Origin of the sequence: uncultured Friedmanniella sp., assembly GCF_964244285.1 — a bacterium.
GTDB lineage: Bacteria > Actinomycetota > Actinomycetes > Propionibacteriales > Propionibacteriaceae > Microlunatus.
Genome location: NZ_CAXTHT010000004.1, coordinates 287409 through 306088 on the forward strand (window position 1 = coordinate 287409; position 18680 = coordinate 306088).

Here is an 18680-nt window from a genome sequence, read left to right on the forward strand (position 1 = left end):
TCAGCTGCTCGAGCCGACGAGCTGGGCCTCGGGAGCACCCTGGACGCGACGGAGCTTCTTCATGGCGGCGAGCTCGCCGTCGTAGACCTTCTTGACGCCGTCGCCGAGCGACTCCGAGATCGTCCGGATGTCGCGGACCAGCCGCTGCAGCCCGGGCGGCTCCACCGAGGCCGCCTGGTCCGAGCCCCACATGGCCCGGTCCAGGGTGATGTGCCGCTCGACGAACACGGCACCGAGCGCGACGGCGGCGAGGGTGGTCTGCAGGCCGGTCTCGTGGCCGGAGTAGCCGATCGGCACGTTGGGGAACTCCGACTGCAGCGTGTGGATCATCCGCAGGTTGAGCTCGGTCGGCTTGGCCGGGTAGGTGCTGGTGGCGTGCAGCAGCACGATGTTGTCGCTGCCCAGCACCTCCACGGCGTGCCGGATCTGCTTGGGCGTGCTCATCCCGGTGGACAGGATGATCGTCCGGCCGGTGGCCCGCAGCCGGCGCAGCAGCTCGTCGTCGGTCAGCGACGCGGACGCGACCTTGTGGGCCGGCACGTCGAACTGCTCCAGGAAGTCCACGGCCTCGACGTCCCAGGGGGAGGCGAACCAGGCGATGCCGCGGGCGTGGGCGTGGGCGTCGATCTGGCGGTAGTCGTCCTCGCCGAACTCGACCCGGTGCCGGTAGTCGATGTAGGTCATCCGGCCCCACGGGGTATCGCGCTCGATGTCCCACTGGTCGCGCGGGGTGCAGATCTCCGGCGTCCGCTTCTGGAACTTGACCGCGTCGCAGCCCGCCGCAGCGGCCTGGTCGATCAGGGCGAAGGCACAGGCCAGGTCGCCGTTGTGGTTGATCCCGATCTCGCCGGTGACGTACACCGGGTGTCCCGGCCCGACCTCGCGGTCACCCAGTCGCCGGGTGGGGGCTGCGAACAGTGCAGACCCGGGCAGTGCAGGAGAGGTTGTCATGACCGGAACGGTAGGGAGCCGAGGTGGCGGGACGGATCTCTCCGGGCGAACGTCAGGAAAACAACGAGCGATAAGAGGGTTCGCTCCCCGAGCGCCGCAGCCGCAGCCGGGTGGCCACCGAACGCAGCTCACGGAGGCCGCTGCGGACGGGACGGTGCAGGACCGGCGGCACGAAGTCGCGGGGGCGCAACCGCCTCCCCCGCCCGGCCGGGCGCAGCTCACGCGGTGGTCGGCTGCGGTCCAGGGCCATCGCGCTGCGGAAGTAGGCCGAGGCCCAGACACCGGCCGAGGGCCGCTCGCCGGAGGCCAGCAGCTCCTCCACCCGGTCGGCGATGGCCTCGGTCGAGGTCTGGGTCCGGGGGAAGAAGTAGCTGGCCAGCCAGTCCGGCTCGGGCGTGCCGAGGTCGTCGGCGCTGATCTGGTCCCAGGTCCGCAGCAGTCCGCTCTCGAGGAAGACGTGGTTGCCGTAGCGCTCGTGCACCCCGAGGTCCAGCACCAGGGCCACCCGGCAGCCGTGGTCGAGCGCCTCCAGGCAGGCCGTCGACGAGACGGTCACCAGCAGGTCGACGCTGGGCAGCATGGTGGCGATCGGGGTGTAGTCCACGCGGAAGTTGGGCGGCAGCTCCGCACCCCCGAGCAGCACCTCCGGGTGGAAGCGCATCTTGTGGAAGGTGTCCTCATCGGGCCGGTGCCGCGGCTTGAGCAGCACCTCGCGGTCCGGGTGCGCCCGGGCGTAGGCGATCGCGCCGGCGTAGAGGTACTCCCGCTCCTCGGCGCGGTCCGGCACGGTGGGCTGGTCGGCGAAGAGCAGCCGCTTGACCTCGGTCCCGCTCGCGGGCGAGGGCGAGGCGCTGAGGAAGGGCAGGCCGGCCAGCAGCAGGTTGGCGTCCGGGATCTGCAGGTGGTGCGCGGCGTGGCGGAAGTGGTCGGCGTCGGAGACCGAGTTGACCGCGACGACGTCGGAGCCGCAACGGGCGAGGTAGCCGGCGGTGATCTTCTCGATGATGATGCCGACCCAGCCCGTGACCACGACGGGCCCGGTCTGGTCCCCGTCCCCCAACCGTTCCGCCAGAGCGAAGAGGAGCGCCTGGGTGGCCGGTCCCTGCAGGCTGCAGACCACCGCGTCGGCGGCGACCATCCGGTCGAGCAGCTCCTCGCGGGACAGCACGGGCACCTCGACGAAGCCGGCGTCGGCGATCTGCTGCTCGGACAGCGCGGACCGGCTGTCGGGCCGCACCACCTCGGTGCTGAAGCCGCGGAGCTGCAGCTCGTCGCGGATGCGGGCGCACCACTTCAGCTGGGAGTCGAAGGCTGCCACGTAGAGGGCGCGTCGCATCAGGGTCCGTTCTGGCTGGTCTACGGCGGGGGGTGCGGGTGCCGCAGGCTAGCCAGGCCGGGTGAACAGCGGCCCAACTCCCCGTGACGTGTCGGCCTCGGCAGCCTCAGGACGCGTACGGGCGGGCCGCCACCACCTCGGCCACCGGCAGCGGTCCGTAGAGGTGCGGGTAGGGGCCGGCGCCCAGATCCTCCACGACCACCGGGACCGACAGCTGGTCGGGATCCAGCTCGAGGACGACCAGCTCGTCGTCGGGCAGGTCGCCGTAGTAACGCTGCCGGGTGCCCGTGGTCTGCTCGGCGAAGCTGGCGTGCACGAAGCCCTCCGCCTCGTACGTGGCACGGCGGCTGGACCACGGGTAGTGGCCCTCGGCCTGGGCCTGCTGCCACCAGGTCCGCTCGGTCAGGTGCAGGACGGGCCGGCCGACCGGTTGCCGCGGCTCGAGCAGGCCCAGGTCGACCAGGTCGGCGCGCAGCCGGTCGGCGCCCGTGAAGGCGAGGCCGGTCAGGCCGAGCGTGCGGGCCGCCTCGATGTTGGGCAACGAGTCGTCGACGAAGACCGTCCGTTCCGGAGTCAGCCCGAAGCGCTGCAGGGCGAGGCTGAAGATCGCCGGGTCGGGCTTGGCCAGCAGCTCCGCGCCGGAGACCAGGATCCCGCCGAAGCGGCCCAGCAGCCCGAAGCGGTCCCGGGCCACGGGAAAGGTCTCGGCGGACCAGTTGGTCAGCGCGTTCAGCCCGACCCCGGCCTGCTGCAGCTCGGCCATCACCGCGCCCGTGCCGGGCACCGTGCCCAGCGTGTGGGAGAAGTGCCGGCGGTAGGCCAGGATCACCTCGGCGTGCTCGGGATGCCGGGCCACCAGCTCGGCCTCGCTCTCGACGTAGCGCCGGCCGGAGTCGTGGGCCCGGTTCCAGTCCTCGAACCCGATGGTGGCCATGAAGTGGCCGACCTGCTCGGCCGGGAGCACCTGCTCGTACGCCCGGGCCGGCTCCCAGGTGAGCACTACCCCGCCCAGGTCGAACAGGACCGTCCAGGCCTCTGGGCCAACCCCGGGGGCCCTCACAGCGTGTCGACCCAGTTGCGGATCAGCCGGGTGCCGGCCTGGCCGGACTTCTCCGGGTGGAACTGGGTGGACCACAGCGTCCCCTCCTCCACCGCGGCCACGAAGCGCTCGTCCTCGTGCTCGGCCCAGGTGATCCGGCGGCTCGGTACCTCGGGCAGCTCACGGACGCCGTAGCTGTGCACGAAGTAGAAGCGCTCGTCCTCGATGCCGGCGAACAGCGCGCTGCCGTCGGCCGCCTCGACGGTGTTCCAGCCCATGTGCGGCAGCCGGCGGGACTGCAGCCGCTCAACCACACCCGGCCAGATCCCGACGCCCAGCGCCTCCACGCCGTGCTCGACGCCTCCGGAGAAGAGGATCTGGTGGCCGACGCAGATGGCCAGGGTCGGCCGGCCCCCGGCGACCCGCTCCGCGATCAGCTCTGCCCCGTGTACGGCATCCAAGCCGGCCATGCAGGCCGCGAACGCGCCCACGCCGGGGACGACCAGGCCGTCGGCCGCCCGCGCCTGCTCGAGGTCGGTGGTCACGACCACGTCGACCCCGGTGCTGGCCACCGCGCGTTCGGCGGAGCGCAGGTTGCCGGAACCGTAGTCCAGGACGACCACCGACGGCGTCCCGGGCCCACTCACGAGAGCGCGCCCTTGGTGCTGGGGACACCGGTGACCCTCGGGTCGGGCTCGATCGCCGACCGCAGGGCCCGGGCCACCGCCTTGAACTGGCACTCCACGATGTGGTGCGGGTCGCGGCCAGCCAGCAGGGTGAGGTGCAGGCACACGTGGGCGTGGAAGGCCAGCGTCTCCATCACGTGCCTGGTCAGCGAGCCGGTGTAGGGCACCTCCCCGATCCGGACGTACGCCTGGCCCTCGGGCTCGCCGCGGTGCACGCAGTACGGGCGGCCGGAGACGTCGACCACCGCCGAGGCCAGGGCCTCGTCCAGCGGGACCATCGCGTCACCGAACCGGCGGATGCCGCGCTTGTCGCCCAACGCGGTCCGCAGCGCCTGACCCAGGACGATGGTGGTGTCCTCGACGGTGTGGTGGGCGTCGAGGTGGGTGTCCCCGCTGCTCTCGACCTGGAGGTCGATCAGCGAGTGCCGCGAGAGCGCCGTCAGCATGTGGTCGAAGAAGCCGACACCGGTCGAGATGCTCGACTCCCCCGTCCCGTCCAGGTCCAGGGACAGCCGGACGCTCGACTCGCTGGTGGACCGCTCGAGGCTCGCGGTGCGGTTGGCGGTCATCGCTGCTCCTGCAGGGTGTCGTCGAGCGCCGCGGTAAACGCCGCCATCTCGGCGGGGGTGCCGGCGGAGACCCGTAGCCAACCCTCCGGGCCCACCTCCCGGATCAGCACGCCCCGGTCGAGCAGGCCCTGCCAGACGGCGTGCCGGTCGGCGAACCGGCCGAAGAGGAGGAAGTTGGCGTCGGAGTCGGCCACCTGCAGCCCCCGCGCGACCAGGGCCCGGGCCAGCTCGTCCCGCGCGGTGCGCAGCGAGTCCACCGCGGCCAGCATCTCGGGCGCGTGCGCCAGCGCCACCCGCGCGACGGCCTGGGTGACCGCGGACAGGTGGTACGGCAGCCGGACCACCCGCAGCGCGTTCACGAAGGACGGCGACGCGGCCAGGTAGCCCAGCCGGCCGCCGGCGAAGGCGAACGCCTTGGACATCGTCCGGCTGACCGCCAGCCGCGGGTAGCCCGGCAGCAGCTCGAGCGCGCTCGGGGTGCCCGTCCGGGCGAACTCGTGGTAGGCCTCGTCGACCACCACCACGCCCGGGGCGGCGTCGCAGACGGCGGCGACGGTGTCGAGGCCGACGGCCGTCCCGGTCGGGTTGTTCGGGCTGGTCAGGATGACCACGTCGGGCTGCTCGCGCTCGACGGCCGTCACCGCGTCGGCGGTCCGGACGGTGAAGTCGTCCCCGCGCGGAGCGGTCAGCCAGCGGGTGTGGGTGTTGCGGGCGTACTCGGGGTACATCGAGTAGGTCGGGGTGAATGACAGCACACTGCGGCCAGGCCCGCCGAAGGCCTGCAGGACGTGGGTCATCACCTCGTTGCTGCCGTTGGCCGCCCACACCTGGTCGGCGGCCAGCCCGTGCCCGAGGTAGGCGGCCAGGTCCGCGCGGAGCGCGAGCGCGTCACGTTCGGGGTAGCGGTTCAGCGTGCGGGCCGCGCCGGCGACCGCGGCGGCAATGTCACTGACCACGGCCTCGCTGGGCGGGTAGGGGTTCTCGTTGACGTTGAGACAGACCGGGACGTCGAGCTGCGGAGCGCCGTAGGGCACCTCCCCGACCAGCTCGGGCCGGACCGGCAGAGCCGCCGGCACGGTCACCGTCGACGTCACCGCGCGAACCTCCGGCTGACGGCGGCCCCGTGGGCGGGCAGGTCCTCGGCGTCGGCGAAGACCTCGACGTGCCGGGCGACCTCAGCCAGGGCGTCGTGGGAGTAGGTGACCACGTGCACGGCCTTGAGGAAGCTCTTCACGTTGAGCCCGGAGGAGTGGCAGGCGCAGCCGGCGGTCGGCAGCACGTGGGTGCTGCCGGCGGAGTAGTCCCCGAGCGAGACCGGCGACCAGGGTCCGACGAAGATCGCGCCGGCGTTGGTGACCCGGGCCGCCCGCTGCTCGGCGTCGGCGGTCTGGATCTCCAGGTGCTCGGCCGCGTAGCCGTTGACCACGGCGAGCCCCTGGTCGAGGTCGTCGACGAGCACCACGGCGGACTGCGCACCGCCGAGCGCGGTCCGGATCCGCTCGCTGTGCTTGGTCGCGGAGACCTGCTCGGGCAGCTCGGCCTGGACCGCGTCGGCCAGCTCGGGTGAGTCGGTGACCAGCACAGCCGCGGCGACCGGGTCGTGCTCGGCCTGGGAGACGAGGTCGGCGGCCACGTGCGCCGGGTTGGCGGTGGCGTCGGCGAGCACGGCGATCTCGGTCGGGCCGGCCTCGGAGTCGATGTTGACCCGGCCCTTGAGCAGTCGCTTGGCCGCGACGACGTAGATGTTGCCCGGCCCGGTGACCAGGTCGACCCGCTCGCAGAGCAGGGGGACGCCGTGGGCGAACATGGCGATGGCCTGGGCGCCGCCGACGGCGTAGACCTCCTCCACGCCGAGGATCGAGCAGAGTGCCAGGATGCTGGGGTGCGGCAGGCCGCCGAACTCCCGCTGCGGCGGCGAGGCCACCGCGATCGACGGGACGCCGGCCACCTGGGCCGGGACGACGTTCATGATCACGCTGGACGACAGCGGCGCCAGGCCGCCGGGCACGTACAGCCCGACGCGACGGACCGGGATCATCCGCTGGGCGACGCGGGCGCCGGGCGCGAGCGTGACCTCGACCTCGCGCTCCCCCAGCTCGGCGGCGCTGACCGTCCGGCGGCGGCGGATCGACTCCTCGAACGCGGCCCGGATGTCGGGATCGAGCGCCGCCTCGGCTTCGCGCAGCGCCTCGGGCGGTACCCGGAAGCTCGGGGGCACGACCTGGTCGAAGGCCTGGGAGAACTCGGCCAGGGCGTCGGCACCGCGGGCAGCCACGCCGTCGCAGATCGGGCGCACGGCTTCCACCGCCGCCGCCACGTCGAAGGCGGCGCGCGGCACCACCGTGGCGTAGTCCAGCCGCTCACCGGACGCGGCCCGCCCGCGTAGGTCGATCATCCGAAGCACGGGAGCCATCGTAGGTGAGACGGCTGACAGGTTTTCGGACGCGGACGCGGCTGGACCCGGCCCGGTAGGGTCGGCGCCCGTGACCTTTCCCGGACTCGGCACGGCCGTCAACGTCGCGACGGTGCTGCTCGGGTCCGGCCTCGGGCTGCTGCTGGGCCACCGGCTGCCCGAGCGCACCCGGAACACGGTCACCGACGGGCTCGGCCTGGTCACGCTGCTGATCGGCGCCCTGTCCGCGGTCGAGGTGCAGTCCGGCGACCTCTCGGCTGAGGTCGGCGCGTCCGCCCCGGTGCTCATCGTCCTGGGAGCGGTCCTGATCGGCGGCATCCTCGGGTCGCTGGTCGACGTCGAGCGTCGGCTCGAAGGCGTCGGCGGATGGTTGCGGGCGCGGCTCAGCCGAGGCGCGGGACCAGCCGATGTCGGTCGGGAACGGTTCCTCGAGGGCTTCGTCTCCGCGTCGCTGCTCTTCTGCGTCGGCCCGCTCACCATCCTCGGCGCCCTGTCCGACGGGCTCGGCCGGGGTGCGGACCAGCTGTTCCTCAAGGCCGTGCTCGACGGCTTCGCCTCGATCGCCTTCGCCGCGTCCCTGGGGGCCGGGGTGATGGTCTCCGCGCTGACCGTGGCCGTCGTCCAGGGACTGATCACCCTGGTCGGCTACCTCGTCGGTGACATCCTGCCCGCCGCTCACCTGGCCGCCATCACCGCGACGGGCGGCCTGCTGCTGGTCGGTGTGGGCCTGCGGCTGCTGCGGATCCGTCAGGTGCCCGTGGGCAACCTGCTGCCGGCCCTGCTGGTCGCCCCACTCCTGGTGGCGCTCGTGGGAGTCCTGCGGTGAACGGGCCGGACGCCCCGGACCGGGACGGTCGGCGCCCGGTGCTGCGCGCGGCGGTCGGTATCGGCCTCTACGCCGCGGCCTTCGGCGCCTCGTTCGGGGCCGTGTCGGTCAGCTCGGGGCTCAGCCTGCTGCAGACGATGGTGCTCAGCCTGGTGATGTTCTCGGGAGCCTCGCAGTACGCCTTCGCCGGCGTGGTGGCGGCGGGCGGCTCCCCGTTCGCCGCGGCGGCCGCGGCCCTGCTGCTGGGCGTCCGGAACGGCTTCTACGGCGTTGGCCTCGCGGGGATCCTCAGGCCTCGCGGCTGGCGCCGGCTGGGCACCGCTCACTTCGTCATCGACGAGACGACGGCGATGGCGCTCGGCCAGGACTCCCGCTCGCTCCAGCGCTACGCGTTCTGGGCGACGGGACTGATCCTCTGCTCGCTCTGGCAGCTCGGCACCCTGGTCGGTGCGCTGGCGGGTGCGGCCGTCGACCCGTCGACGTTCGGGCTGGACGCCGCGGCGCCGGCGGTCTTTCTGGCCCTGCTCTGGCCCCGACTGGGCTCGGCTGCCAACCGCTGGGTCGCCGTGGCCGGCGCCGCGGTCGCGCTGCTGCTGGTGCCGCTGGTCCCCCAAGGGGTCCCCGTGATCGCGGCAGCCGGGGTCGCGGGACTGGCCGGGCTGGTACCCGTCCGGCAGGCCGTGCGCCCATGACCGGTCTCTGGGTCGGCCTCCTCGTGGCGGCCTTCGGCGGCTACCTGCTGAAGCTCGCCGGCCTCTCGCTGCCGGAGTCGGTGCTGAACCGGCCGCGGGTGCAGCGGATCGCCGCCTTCCTGCCGGTGGCCATGCTGTCGGCCCTGGTCGCCGTCCAGCTGTTCGACGGCGGGGGCCGCTACACCCTCGACTGGCGGACCCTGGCCGGGGTGGCGGCCGGAGTGGCCGCCCTGCTGCTGCGCCGCGGCTTCCTGGTGGTGTTCCTGGTGGCTATCGCCGTGACCGCGCTCCTCCGACTCCTCACCTAGGGAGGTTGCGGACTGGAAACCAGTTTCGTCGTGTTGACCTCATGGATCCCCGCACCGCTGCCGACCACCTCACTCGAGCCGAGCGCGCCCGGTCTGCCGCCGAGTCGCCGCGACTGCCGTCCGGGACGCCGGCCCTGGCTGGGGTCGCGGTCGCGCTCGGCTTTCTCGCCTTGGCGCTGCTGCCCTTCAGCACCGCCGGATGGCTGACGGGCGTCGTCGTGGCGCTGGCGCTCTGGGCCGCCGCAGGCTGGCTGGTCCTCCGGCTGCGCGCGGCCGGAGAGGTCCGCGGTCTACGCGGGCGGGGACGCACCACCGCGGTCGTGCTGGCCGTCTGCGCCCTCTCCCTGGTCCCGGCACCGCTGTCGACCACTCGGGCGACGCGGGGCACCTACCTGGTGCTGGCGGTGGCGGGTGGGTTGGCCATGGCGGTCGCGACCCGGCGGCGCGTCGACCGTGGCTGAATGCCTGGACGAGGCTCTCCACAGTTCCGCCCGGCTCCAGGTGGCCGCGTTTCTGTCGGGCTGCGACGAGGCGGTCTTCGCCACCGTGCTCGAGGGCTGCGGGTTGACCAAGTCGACGCTCTCGAAGAGCGTCTACGCGCTCGAGGAGGTCGGCTACCTGACCGTCCGCAAGGGCCGGCACGAGCGGCTGCCCCGCACCTGGCTCTCGCTGATCACTGAGGGCCGGACCTCCCTGGCCCGGCACCTCGACGCGCTGCGGCAGATCGCGGACCAGGCTGCGAGCCGGGCCGTCACGGCAGCGCTCTGTGCTCGGCCGGGACCGGTAGCGAAGGCAGCCGGAGCAGGAAGGCCGCCCCGGGGACGCCCGGCGGCGGCCCGACACAGGTGAGGGTGCCGCTGTGGGCCTGGGCCCAGCCGCGGGCGATGGCCAGCCCGAGACCGGAGCCGCCGGAGTCGCGGCCGCGGTCACGGTCCAGCCGGACGAGGCGCTCGAAGATCCGCTCCCGCTCCTCGACCGGGACGCCGGGCCCCGAGTCCAGCACCAACACCTCCGCACCCGCACCCGACGCCGCGGCCAGCCGGATCTCGACCCGACCCTCCGGGCCCGCGGCGCGGACGGCGTTGTCCACCAGGTTGCGCAGCACGCTGGTGACCTTCTCCGGGTCCAGCGCCAGCTGCGGCGCCTGACCGGAGACCTGGACGGTCACTCCCGGAGCGGTCAGTGCCAGCCGGTCGCGCTCGTCCTCGGCCAGGTCCAGGAGGTCGACGGGGACGCGTCGCAGCTCTGCGCCGGCGTCGAGCCGGGCGGCGGTGAGCAGGTCGCTGATCAGGGTGCCGGCGCGCCGGGCCTCCCGGACCAGCAGCACCTCCAGCTGCTCGCGGTCCGCGTCGGTGAGCTCGGGATGGTGCAGCAGCGTCTCCGCCGCGGCGGAGATGCCGGTCACCGGCGTCCGCAGCTCGTGGGCGGCGTCGGCCAGGAACGCCCGGGTGGCGGCCTCGGACCGGACGGCTCGGGCCTCGGCCCCCTCCAGCTCGTCCAACATGTCGTCGAACGCCGACGCCGTCCGGCCCAGCTCGGTGTCGGGTCGGGTCGGCGCCAGCCGGGAGCCGCGCCGGCCGTCGGCGATCCGTCGGGCCAGGCCGGCCATGGTGGCCAGCGGCGCCAGCGCGTACCGGGTGGCCAGCGCGACCAGCAGCGCCGACAGCAGCACCGCGCCCAGCCCGGCGAGGAGGAGGATCCGGCGGAGGGTCGCGGCGGCGGTCCGGGTGAGGTCGGTGTCCGCCGTCAGCACCAACGTGGCCCCGCGGACCCGTCCCGTCCCGCCCAGCCGGGTCGACACCGTCCGGGGCGACGCCGGAGTCGGCAGCGGGTCGCCGTAGACCGTGCCGTTGCGCAGCGTCAGCGTGGCGTCCACGCCGCTCACCCCGACGCGGTTGACGATCTGCTGCGGACCCACCCCGTTCCGCGCGAGCTGACGGCCGAGCTGGGCCCGCCCGTCCAGCAGCGTGCCCAGGCTGCGGTCGGTCTGCAGGGCGAACGTCTGGTCGACGGTGATCCCGAGCAGCAGCACCACCAGGGCCACCACCCCCGTGACGACCGCGGTGACGCGTCGTCGCAGCGACACCGTCCGCAGCGGTCCGCGCTGCTCGGACCTGGCGCGAGCCGGCGTCACGGCTGGTCGGCCAACCGGTAGCCCCGGCCGCGCACCGTGTGCACCAGTCGGGGGCCGGCCGCCTCGAGCTTGCGTCGCAGCGACGAGACGTGCACCTCGACGACGTTCTCGCCGAACCCCTCGTAGCCCCAGACCCCGGTGAGCAGCTGGAGCTTGCTGACCACGTGGCCCCGGTGCGCCGCCAGGTAGACCAGGACGCGGCGTTCGGTCTCGGTCAGCTCGACGAGGCGGCCGGCTCGTCGGACCTGGGCGCCGTCGTCGGCGATGGTCAGGTCGCCCACGGCGATCTCGGCCCCGCCCGGCACCACCCGACGCAGTACGGCCTGGACCCGGGCCACCAGCTCGGCCATCGCGAACGGCTTGACCAGGTAGTCATCCGCGCCGCCGCTCAACCCCCGGACGCGGTCGCCGGTGGTGTCGCGGGCGGTCAGCATCAGCACCCCCGCCCGGCTCGACCGGCGCACCACCGCGAGCAGCTCGAAGCCGTCCCGGCCCGGGAGCATCACGTCGAGCAGCACCAGGTCCGGTCCGAACGCGGTCAGCTCGTCCTCCAGGGCGACGCCGGACGCGAGCCCGCGGACGGCGAACCCGGCCCCGCGGAGCGCCGCCAGCACCGGTACGAGGATCGCCTCGGCGTCCTCGACGACGAGGATGCGCGAGCCGGCCATGCGAGACATGATCGCCCATCTCCTTGTCATGATCGGCCAGCGGCTTGTCATGATCGGCCAGCGCCTTGTCATGATCAGGACGTGGCGAAGGCATCGAGTGGCGGCACCCCGGCGACGCAGGCCCTGTCCCGGGCCGGCGTGGCGTTCACGCTGCACCCCTACGCCCACGACCAGGGCGAACGGCACTTCGGGGACGAGGCGGCGGCCGCGCTCGGCCTGGACCGGGCGCGGGTGTTCAAGACGCTGCTGGCCGACCTCGGCGGCGAGCTGGTGGTCGCGGTGGTGCCGGTGGCGGCCCAGCTGGACCTCAAGGCGCTGGCGGGCGCCCTGGGGGCGAAGAGGGCGGTGATGGCCGACCCCGGCGCGGCCACCCGGAGCACCGGATACGTCCTGGGCGGCATCTCCCCGTTCGGCCAGCGGACCCGGCTGCGGACGGTCGTGGACGCGTCCGCCGCGGACTTCACCACCGTGCACGTCTCGGCCGGGAAGCGCGGCCTCCAGGTGGAGCTCGCGCCCGCGGACCTGGTGGCGGTGACCGGGGCGCTAACCGCCGCCGTCGCCCGTTGAGCCGGGCGCCGAGCCGGCCGGAGGGCCTGCCGCCGGACGCGGGTCCTCCTCGTCGCGGCCGAGGGAGGAGCCGAGCAGCACCGGGATGACGGCGAAGAACGGCCAGACCAGCAGCGACGCCCGGGCCTGCAGCGTGAGCTCGATCGGGACCCGGTCCCCCGGCTTGGCCGCCGCCAGCCGCGCGGTGAACTCACCAGGTCCCAGCTCACGGCCGACCGCCCAGCAGAGCAGGGCGGCGAGCGCGGCGGTCCCGGTCGCCAGCAGCACCACCGGCCAGCCCACCCGGCCCAGCCGGCGCCAGGCGACCAGCCCGAGCGCGAGCCCGACCACCGCCCCGATCACCGCGAACCAGGCGTCGCCGCCCAGCACCTCGGCAAGCCCCCGCTCGGTGGTGTTCGCCCCGCCGTTGCTGCCCACGACGTAGCTCGGCAGGTCCGTCAAAGCCCACCAGAGCACGCCGCCCAGGACGCCCAGGCCCAGCCCGAGCGCCACCAGCAGGCCGCCCGCCACGCTCGCGCGCCGCCAGGAGGGCCGCGACGACCCCGCCGACGTCGACGGCCCCTCGGCCGGCCCCGACGCAGCCGGGCCGGGCGTCAGGACCTCGGCCACGGCGTCACGGCGCTGGTGGGGGGGCCGAGGTTCACGAGGCCAGGCACGACGGCCCCAGCAGGGCCTTGAGGTCGGCCATCAGGGGCTGGGAGGGCGTCACCCGCAGCTGCGCGTCGAGCTTCATCACCGTCGTCCGCCCGGAGGACTGCAGCTTCAGCCGCACCTCGGTCATCCCGGGGTGGGCGGCCAGCACCGAACGCAGCTGCTGGACGACCGGCTGGGTGCAGCGGACGGCCGGGAGCGAGATGACCACCGGACCGGACGGGGCGTCGCTGATGTCGGGCAGCGTCAGCTCCTGGGCGCTGATGGAGACGGCGTCGTCGTCCCGCTTCACCCGGCCCTTGACCTTGACCACCACGTCGGTGGCCAGCACGGTCGAGACCAGGTCGTAGGCCTTCGGAAAGAGCAGCACCTCGACCGACGCCTCGAGGTCCTCGACGGTGATCACCGCCCAGATGTCGCCCCGCTTGGTGGTCTTGCGGGTGACGTTGGTGATCATGCCGGCGATCGTGACCATGCCCTCCTTCGGCCCGTCGTCGGCGAGCAGGTCGGCGATGGCCAGGTCCCGCTCGGCGAGCAGGATGTGCTCCAGCCCCTGCAGCGGGTGGTCGCTGACGTAGAGGCCGAGCATCTCGCGCTCGAAGGCGAGCTTGGTGCGCTTGTCCCAGTCCGCCAGGTCCGGCACGACGCCGGTGAAGATGACGGCTGAGTCCTCATCCTCACCGAACCCGAAGTCGAAGCCGTCCTGGCCGTGGGCCTCGTTCCGCTTGAGGTCCAGCACCCCGTCGACGGCGGATTCGTAGACGCTCATCAGCGCCCGCCGGGTGTGCCCCATCGACTCGAACGCGCCGGCCTTGATCAACGACTCGATCACCCGCTTGTTGCACACCACCAGCGGCACGGCATCGAGAAAGCCGTGGAAGCTGCCCGCCTTGCCGTGCTGGTCTCGCGCCGAGACGATGCCCTCGACCACGTTCGCCCCGACGTTGCGGATGGCGGTCAGGCCGAAGCGGATGTCGGTGCCGACGGGGGTGAAGTTGGCGGCCGACTCGTTGACGTCCGGCGCCAGCACCGAGATGCCCATCCGCCGGCACTCGCTGAGGTAGATGGCCATCTTGTCCTTGTCGTCGCCCACCGAGGTGAGCAGCGCGGCCATGAACTCGGCCGGGAAGTTGGCCTTGAGGTAGGCCGTCCAGTACGAGACCAGCCCGTACGCAGCGGTGTGCGCCTTGTTGAACGCGTAGTCCGAGAACGGCACCAGGATGTCCCAGAGCGCCGTGATCGCGGCGTCCCCGTAGCCCGCGGAGCGCATCCCGTTCGAGAACGGCACGAACTCGGCGTCGAGGATCGACTTCTTCTTCTTGCCCATCGCCCGCCGCAGCAGGTCGGCCTGGCCGAGGGTGTAGCCGGCGACCTTCTGCGCGATCGCCATCACCTGCTCCTGGTAGACGATCAGGCCGTGCGTCGTGCCCAGGATCTCCGCGAGCGGCTCCTCCAGCTCGGGGTGGATCGGGGTGATCTCCTGGCGCTTGTTCTTGCGCAGCGCGTAGTTGGTGTGGCTGTCGGCCCCCATCGGCCCTGGCCGGTAGAGCGCCAGGACCGCGGAGATGTCCTCGAAGTTGTCCGGGCGCATCAGCCGCAGCAGCGAGCGCATCGGCCCGCCGTCGAGCTGGAAGACCCCCAGGGTGTCGCCCCGCCCGAGCAGCGCGTAGGTCGGTGCGTCGTCCAGCTCGAGGTCTTCCAGCACCAGCTCGAAGTCACGGTTCAACGCGATGTTGGCGACGGCGTCGTCGAGGACCGTGAGGTTCCGGAGTCCCAGGAAGTCCATCTTGATCAAGCCCAACGCCTCGCACGTCGGGTAGTCCAGCTGGGTGATGATCGCGCCGTCCTGCTCGCGACGCATGATCGGGATGATGTCGATCAACGGCTCGCTCGACATGATCACACCGGCCGCGTGCACGCCCCACTGGCGCTTCAGGCCCTCCAGGTCTCGCGCGGTGTCGACGACCTTCGCCACCTCGGCGTCGTTGTCGTACAGCGCGCGGAACTCACCCCCCTCGCCGTAGCGGGGGTGCTCGCGGTCGAAGAGGCCGGCCAGCGGCACGTCCTTGCCCATCACCGGCGGCGGCATCGCCTTGGTGATCCGCTCCCCCACCCCGAACGGGTAGCCGAGCACCCGCGAGGCGTCCTTGACCGCCTGCTTGGCCTTGATGGTGCCGTAGGTGACGATCTGGCTGACCCGGTCGTCGCCGTACTTCTCGGTGACGTAGCGGATCACCTCACCGCGCCGGCGCTCGTCGAAGTCGATGTCGAAGTCGGGCATCGAGACGCGGTCGGGGTTGAGGAAGCGCTCGAAGATCAGCCCGTGCTGGAGCGGGTCGAGGTCGGTGATCCGCATCGCGTACGCGGCCATCGACCCGGCACCCGAGCCGCGTCCCGGACCCACCCGGATGCCGTTCTCCTTGGCCCAGTTGATGAAGTCCGCGACGACGAGGAAGTAGCCGGCGAAGCCCATCGAGAGGATGACCCCGGTCTCGAACTCGGCCTGCTTGCGGCTGGCCTCGGGCACGCCCCGCGGGTAGCGGCGCCGCAGACCCGACTCCACCTCTTTGATGAACCAGGACGACTCGTCCTCCCCGGGCGGGCAGGGGTAGCGCGGCATGTAGGTGCCGCTGCCCTCGGTGAAGGCGATGTCGCAGCGCTCGGCGATGGCCAGGGTGTTGTCGCAGGCCTCGGGCAGCTCGGCGAACAGCGCGCGCATCTCCGCCGGGGACTTCAGGTAGTAGCTGTCGCCGTCGAACTTGAAGCGGTTGGTGTCGGCCATGGTGGCCCCGGTCTGCACGCAGAGCAGCACCTCGTGGGCCGCGGCGTCGGCCTGGTGGGCGTAGTGCAGGTCGTTGGTGGCCACCAGCGGCAGGTGCAGGTCACGCGCGATCTTCAGCAGGTCGGCGCGGACCCGGCTCTCGATGCTGAGCCCGTGGTCCATCAGCTCGACGAAGTAGTTCTCCGCCCCGAACAGGTCCTTGAACTCCGCGGCGCTGGCCACCGCGTCGTCGTAGCGGCCGAGCCGCAGGTAGGTCTGGACCTCACCCGAGGGGCAGCCGGTGGTGGCGATCAACCCCTTGGCGTAGGTCTGCAGCAGCTCGCGGTCGGCGCGCGGCTTGTAGAAGTAGCCCTCGAGCGAGCTGCGCGAGCCCAGCCGGAACAGGTTGTGCATCCCCTCGGTCGTCTCCGACCACAGCGTCATGTGGGTGAACGCGCCGCCGCCGGAGACGTCGTCACCGCTGTTGGCGTCCTTACCGGCACCGCCTGCACCCTCACCCCAGCGCACCCGCTTGCGTTCGCTGCGGTGGGTCTTGGGGGTGACGTAGGCCTCGAGGCCGATGATCGGCTTGACGCCGGTCTTGGCGGCCTTGGAGTAGAAGTCGTAGGCGCCGAACAGGTTGCCGTGGTCGGTCATCGCCACCGCCGGCATGCCCATCGCGGCCGCGCCCGCGAAGAGGTCGGCCACCCGGGCCGCCCCGTCGAGCATGGAGTACTCCGAGTGCACGTGGAGGTGGGCGAAACCACCGCCGTGAGGGGAGCTGTCCGCCATCAACCGATCCCTTCGTCTGCCGCCCGCCTACAGTAGCCGGACCGTCGGGCAAACGCCGACGGCGCGCGGACCGGGGAGGTCGACCGTGGGTCAGCTGGTCGGGGAGGGCCTCGCTCCCTGCGTCGCCGTGATCCAGCATGCCGCCGACTGTCCGCCCGGACGGGTCGGGCAGTGGCTGGTCGAAGCGGGCTGTGAGCTGGACGTCTTCGCCTGCCATGAGGGCGAGGAGCCGCCGTTCTCCCTCGACCCGTACGCCGGGCTGCTGGTCCTCGGCGGGGCGATGGGTGCCGACGACGACGCGGCGTTTCCCTGGCTCACCCCGACCAAGCAGCTGCTGGCCCGCGCGGTGGCCGACGAGCTGCCGACCCTCGGCATCTGCCTGGGGCTGCAGCTGCTGGCCGTGGCCTGCGGTGGGCGGGTCGCGCGCTCGGGCACCGGGCCCCAGCTGGGCGTCCGGCCTATCGACCGGACGGCCGCATCGGTGGCCGACACGCTGCTGACCGGGCTGGAGCTGAGTGAGGCCGTGCACTGGAACCACGACCTGGTCACCGAGCTGCCGCCCGGAGCGGTGGTGCTGACGACGTCGACGGGCGCCGTCCAGTCGTTGCGGCTGGGCCGTCGGGCCTGGGGCGTCCAGTTCCATCCCGAGGTCGACCCGGCGACGCTGCGCCGCTGGGCCGACACCGACGTGGCGGCAGGCGAGCTCGAAGCCGCGGTCGCCGACGCCCGGCTGGCCGAGGTCGAACGCCTCGACGCCGCCCTGGTGCCCGCCTGGCGTGGCCTGAGCGAGCAGTTCGCCGGGGTTTTGACCGCCCCGGCCGGACGCGTAGGCTCAGCCACTCACGTTCCAGGCGGGGGCCCGACCGGAGAGCAGCACCCATGATCTTCGCGAACTCGGCCCGGCCGCTGCCGACACGACGTCTCGTCCTGCGCCGTCTCGGTGTGGGTCTGGGTCTGCTCGCCCTCGTCAGCGGCGCGGTGGGCACCGCGACAGCCGGAGCGGGCGCGGCGGGACCGGTGGCCGCGGCCACCACGGTCGCCGTCAGCGGTGTTCCCCGACCGGCGCACACGGTGGTGGTGATGCTGGAGAACAAGAACCGGCACAGCGTGATCGGCAGCTCGAAGGCGCCCTACCTGAACGCGCTGGCCAAGCGCGGCGCGAACATGAGCCAGTCCTACGGGGTCACCCACCCCAGCCAGGGCAACTACGTGGCCCTCTTCTCGGGCAGCCAGCACGGTGTCGTCGACGACAGCTGCCCCGCCCGGCTGGGCGCCACCGACAACCTGGCCAGCCAGCTGAGCGCCGCCGGCCTCACCTTCACCGGGTACTCCGAGTCGTTGCCGAAGGCGGGCTACACCGGCTGCAAGAGCGGGAACTACCGCCGCAAGCACAGCCCGTGGGTGAACTTCTCCACCACGACCGCCAAGCAGAGCAAGCCGATGTCGGCCTTCCCGAGCGACTACGACAAGCTCCCCGCCGTCAGCATCGTCACCCCCAACATGTGCCACGACATGCACGACTGCTCGGTGGCCACCGGGGACGCGTGGGTGAAGAAGAACCTGGACGGCTACGCCCGCTGGGCGAAGAAGCACAACAGCCTGCTCGTCGTCACCTTCGACGAGAACGCCGGCGGCACGGTCAACCAGATCCCCACCCTGCTGGTGGGCCAGCAGGTCCGCCCCGGCACGTACGCGGAGTGGATGAACCACTACACGCTGCTGCGCACGATCGAGGACGCGTACGGCCTGGCCCCGCTCGGCCACGCGACCAGCGCCACCCCGCTGCGCACCATCTGGACGACCTCGCCCCGGGCGACGACCGGGGTCAGCAACGGCAGCTTCGAGCCCGGGCTGACCCGCTGGGCGGTCTCGGGGAAGACCTCGACCTCGCGCCGCCTGCACCACCACGGCAAGCGCTCCGCGGTCGCCGGCTCGACCGCGGCCACCACCGGTGACTCGATCATCAGCCAGACGGTGACCGTGCCGAGCGGCCGACACACGCTGAGCCTGTGGTGGGCCGGCCGGTGCACCGACACGAAGGCGAAGGCCTGGGCGACGGTGGTGGTCCGGCGCAACAGCTCGGGCAAGACCTCCACCCCCTTGCCGCGCACGTGTGCCAAGCGGGGGTCGTGGAAGAAGGTCACGATGAAGGTGACGCCCGGCCACTCCTACACGATCTCGATGGTCACCCACGACGACGGCGTCGCCGCCACCCCGAACCGGACGTACTTCGACTACGTGCGGCTGACCTGACCTGACCCCCACGAACACGGCTCGGGACCCGGCA

19 protein-coding genes are annotated in these 18680 nt (G+C 72.6%); 8 read left to right on the plus strand and 11 right to left on the minus strand.

Annotated features, from left to right (window positions below):
* The 7 genes from ACFE7W_RS12550 to hisD form a co-directional block, all read right to left on the minus strand.
* Complete coding sequence (locus ACFE7W_RS12550) at window positions 1–951, minus strand: N-acetylneuraminate synthase family protein (protein WP_375425130.1); 951 nt, start codon at window positions 949–951, stop codon at window positions 1–3.
* 52 nt (window positions 952–1003) lie between these two features.
* Window positions 1004–2287 carry a DUF6716 putative glycosyltransferase gene (locus ACFE7W_RS12555; protein ID WP_375425131.1) on the minus strand — a complete coding sequence of 428 codons (1284 nt, stop codon included), beginning with the start codon at window positions 2285–2287 and terminating at the stop codon, window positions 1004–1006.
* Between the two features lie 106 nt (window positions 2288–2393).
* Window positions 2394–3422 carry an HAD-IA family hydrolase gene (locus ACFE7W_RS12560; protein WP_375425132.1) on the minus strand — a complete coding sequence of 343 codons (1029 nt, stop codon included), beginning with the start codon at window positions 3420–3422 and terminating at the stop codon, window positions 2394–2396.
* Window positions 3344–3973 carry an imidazole glycerol phosphate synthase subunit HisH gene (gene hisH / locus ACFE7W_RS12565; protein ID WP_375425133.1) on the minus strand — a complete coding sequence of 210 codons (630 nt, stop codon included), beginning with the start codon at window positions 3971–3973 and terminating at the stop codon, window positions 3344–3346. The genes ACFE7W_RS12560 and hisH overlap by 79 nt, the downstream gene beginning before the upstream one ends.
* The gene (hisB, locus tag ACFE7W_RS12570) at window positions 3970–4581 is read right to left on the minus strand and encodes an imidazoleglycerol-phosphate dehydratase HisB (protein ID WP_375425134.1); all 612 of its coding nucleotides are present in this window, start codon (window positions 4579–4581) and stop codon (window positions 3970–3972) included. The genes hisH and hisB overlap by 4 nt, the downstream gene beginning before the upstream one ends.
* Entirely contained in the window at window positions 4578–5675 is a 1098-nt protein-coding gene (locus tag ACFE7W_RS12575; protein ID WP_375425135.1) for a histidinol-phosphate transaminase, read from the minus strand. The genes hisB and ACFE7W_RS12575 overlap by 4 nt, the downstream gene beginning before the upstream one ends.
* The gene (hisD, locus tag ACFE7W_RS12580) at window positions 5672–6985 is read right to left on the minus strand and encodes a histidinol dehydrogenase (RefSeq protein WP_375425136.1); all 1314 of its coding nucleotides are present in this window, start codon (window positions 6983–6985) and stop codon (window positions 5672–5674) included. The genes ACFE7W_RS12575 and hisD overlap by 4 nt, the downstream gene beginning before the upstream one ends.
* 79 nt (window positions 6986–7064) lie before the next feature.
* Here hisD and ACFE7W_RS12585 point away from each other — a divergent pair, with 79 nt between their 5' ends.
* The 5 genes from ACFE7W_RS12585 to ACFE7W_RS12605 are packed head-to-tail and all read left to right on the plus strand — an operon-like array spanning window position 7065 to window position 9669.
* Entirely contained in the window at window positions 7065–7820 is a 756-nt protein-coding gene (locus tag ACFE7W_RS12585; RefSeq protein WP_375425137.1) for a DUF554 domain-containing protein, read from the plus strand.
* The gene (locus ACFE7W_RS12590) at window positions 7817–8512 is read left to right on the plus strand and encodes an AzlC family ABC transporter permease (RefSeq protein ID WP_375425138.1); all 696 of its coding nucleotides are present in this window, start codon (window positions 7817–7819) and stop codon (window positions 8510–8512) included. The genes ACFE7W_RS12585 and ACFE7W_RS12590 overlap by 4 nt, the downstream gene beginning before the upstream one ends.
* Window positions 8509–8820: an AzlD domain-containing protein gene (locus ACFE7W_RS12595; protein WP_375425139.1), complete on the plus strand. Its 312-nt coding sequence runs from the start codon at window positions 8509–8511 to the stop codon at window positions 8818–8820. The genes ACFE7W_RS12590 and ACFE7W_RS12595 overlap by 4 nt, the downstream gene beginning before the upstream one ends.
* 41 nt (window positions 8821–8861) lie before the next feature.
* Entirely contained in the window at window positions 8862–9281 is a 420-nt protein-coding gene (locus ACFE7W_RS12600; protein WP_375425140.1) for a hypothetical protein, read from the plus strand.
* A gap of 40 nt (window positions 9282–9321) precedes the next feature.
* The gene (locus tag ACFE7W_RS12605) at window positions 9322–9669 is read left to right on the plus strand and encodes a transcriptional regulator (protein WP_375425141.1); all 348 of its coding nucleotides are present in this window, start codon (window positions 9322–9324) and stop codon (window positions 9667–9669) included.
* On the opposite strand, the gene ACFE7W_RS12610 is transcribed toward ACFE7W_RS12605, so the two are convergent.
* Both ACFE7W_RS12610 and ACFE7W_RS12615 read right to left on the minus strand, forming a co-directional pair.
* On the minus strand, window positions 9572–10954 hold the full coding sequence (locus ACFE7W_RS12610) for an ATP-binding protein (protein ID WP_375425142.1): 1383 nt from the start codon (window positions 10952–10954) through the stop codon (window positions 9572–9574). The genes ACFE7W_RS12605 and ACFE7W_RS12610 overlap by 98 nt on opposite strands.
* The gene (locus ACFE7W_RS12615; protein ID WP_375425143.1) at window positions 10951–11622 is read right to left on the minus strand and encodes a response regulator transcription factor; all 672 of its coding nucleotides are present in this window, start codon (window positions 11620–11622) and stop codon (window positions 10951–10953) included. The genes ACFE7W_RS12610 and ACFE7W_RS12615 overlap by 4 nt, the downstream gene beginning before the upstream one ends.
* 81 nt (window positions 11623–11703) lie before the next feature.
* Here ACFE7W_RS12615 and ybaK point away from each other — a divergent pair, with 81 nt between their 5' ends.
* On the plus strand, window positions 11704–12189 hold the full coding sequence (gene ybaK / locus ACFE7W_RS12620) for a Cys-tRNA(Pro) deacylase (RefSeq protein WP_375425144.1): 486 nt from the start codon (window positions 11704–11706) through the stop codon (window positions 12187–12189).
* On the opposite strand, the gene ACFE7W_RS12625 is transcribed toward ybaK, so the two are convergent.
* Both ACFE7W_RS12625 and dnaE read right to left on the minus strand, forming a co-directional pair.
* Complete coding sequence (locus tag ACFE7W_RS12625) at window positions 12166–12798, minus strand: hypothetical protein (RefSeq protein ID WP_375425145.1); 633 nt, start codon at window positions 12796–12798, stop codon at window positions 12166–12168. The genes ybaK and ACFE7W_RS12625 overlap by 24 nt on opposite strands.
* 31 nt (window positions 12799–12829) lie before the next feature.
* Window positions 12830–16393: a DNA polymerase III subunit alpha gene (gene dnaE / locus ACFE7W_RS12630; RefSeq protein ID WP_375425146.1), complete on the minus strand. Its 3564-nt coding sequence runs from the start codon at window positions 16391–16393 to the stop codon at window positions 12830–12832.
* Between the two features lie 85 nt (window positions 16394–16478).
* Between dnaE and ACFE7W_RS12635 the strand changes: the two genes are divergently transcribed.
* A complete protein-coding gene (locus ACFE7W_RS12635) occupies window positions 16479–17276 on the plus strand; it encodes a type 1 glutamine amidotransferase (protein WP_375425147.1) in 798 nt (265 codons plus the stop codon).
* Window positions 17273–18646 carry an alkaline phosphatase family protein gene (locus ACFE7W_RS12640; protein WP_375425148.1) on the plus strand — a complete coding sequence of 458 codons (1374 nt, stop codon included), beginning with the start codon at window positions 17273–17275 and terminating at the stop codon, window positions 18644–18646. Before ACFE7W_RS12635 ends, ACFE7W_RS12640 begins: the two co-directional genes overlap by 4 nt.
* Window positions 18647–18680 lie beyond the last annotated feature (34 nt).

Bases quoted from the DNA above. Each gene is read 5' to 3' on its own strand.
- ACFE7W_RS12555 (WP_375425131.1), bottom strand. From the start codon at position 2,287: ATGCGACGCGCCCTCTACGTGGCAGCCTTCGACTCCCAGCTGAAGTGG.
- hisB (WP_375425134.1), bottom strand. From the start codon at position 4,581: ATGACCGCCAACCGCACCGCGAGCCTCGAGCGGTCCACCAGCGAGTCG.
- dnaE (WP_375425146.1), bottom strand. From the start codon at position 16,393: ATGGCGGACAGCTCCCCTCACGGCGGTGGTTTCGCCCACCTCCACGTG.
- ACFE7W_RS12550 (WP_375425130.1), bottom strand. From the start codon at position 951: ATGACAACCTCTCCTGCACTGCCCGGGTCTGCACTGTTCGCAGCCCCC.
- ACFE7W_RS12615 (WP_375425143.1), bottom strand. From the start codon at position 11,622: ATGGCCGGCTCGCGCATCCTCGTCGTCGAGGACGCCGAGGCGATCCTC.
- ACFE7W_RS12640 (WP_375425148.1), top strand. From the start codon at position 17,273: ATGATCTTCGCGAACTCGGCCCGGCCGCTGCCGACACGACGTCTCGTC.
- ACFE7W_RS12600 (WP_375425140.1), top strand. From the start codon at position 8,862: ATGGATCCCCGCACCGCTGCCGACCACCTCACTCGAGCCGAGCGCGCC.
- ACFE7W_RS12595 (WP_375425139.1), top strand. From the start codon at position 8,509: ATGACCGGTCTCTGGGTCGGCCTCCTCGTGGCGGCCTTCGGCGGCTAC.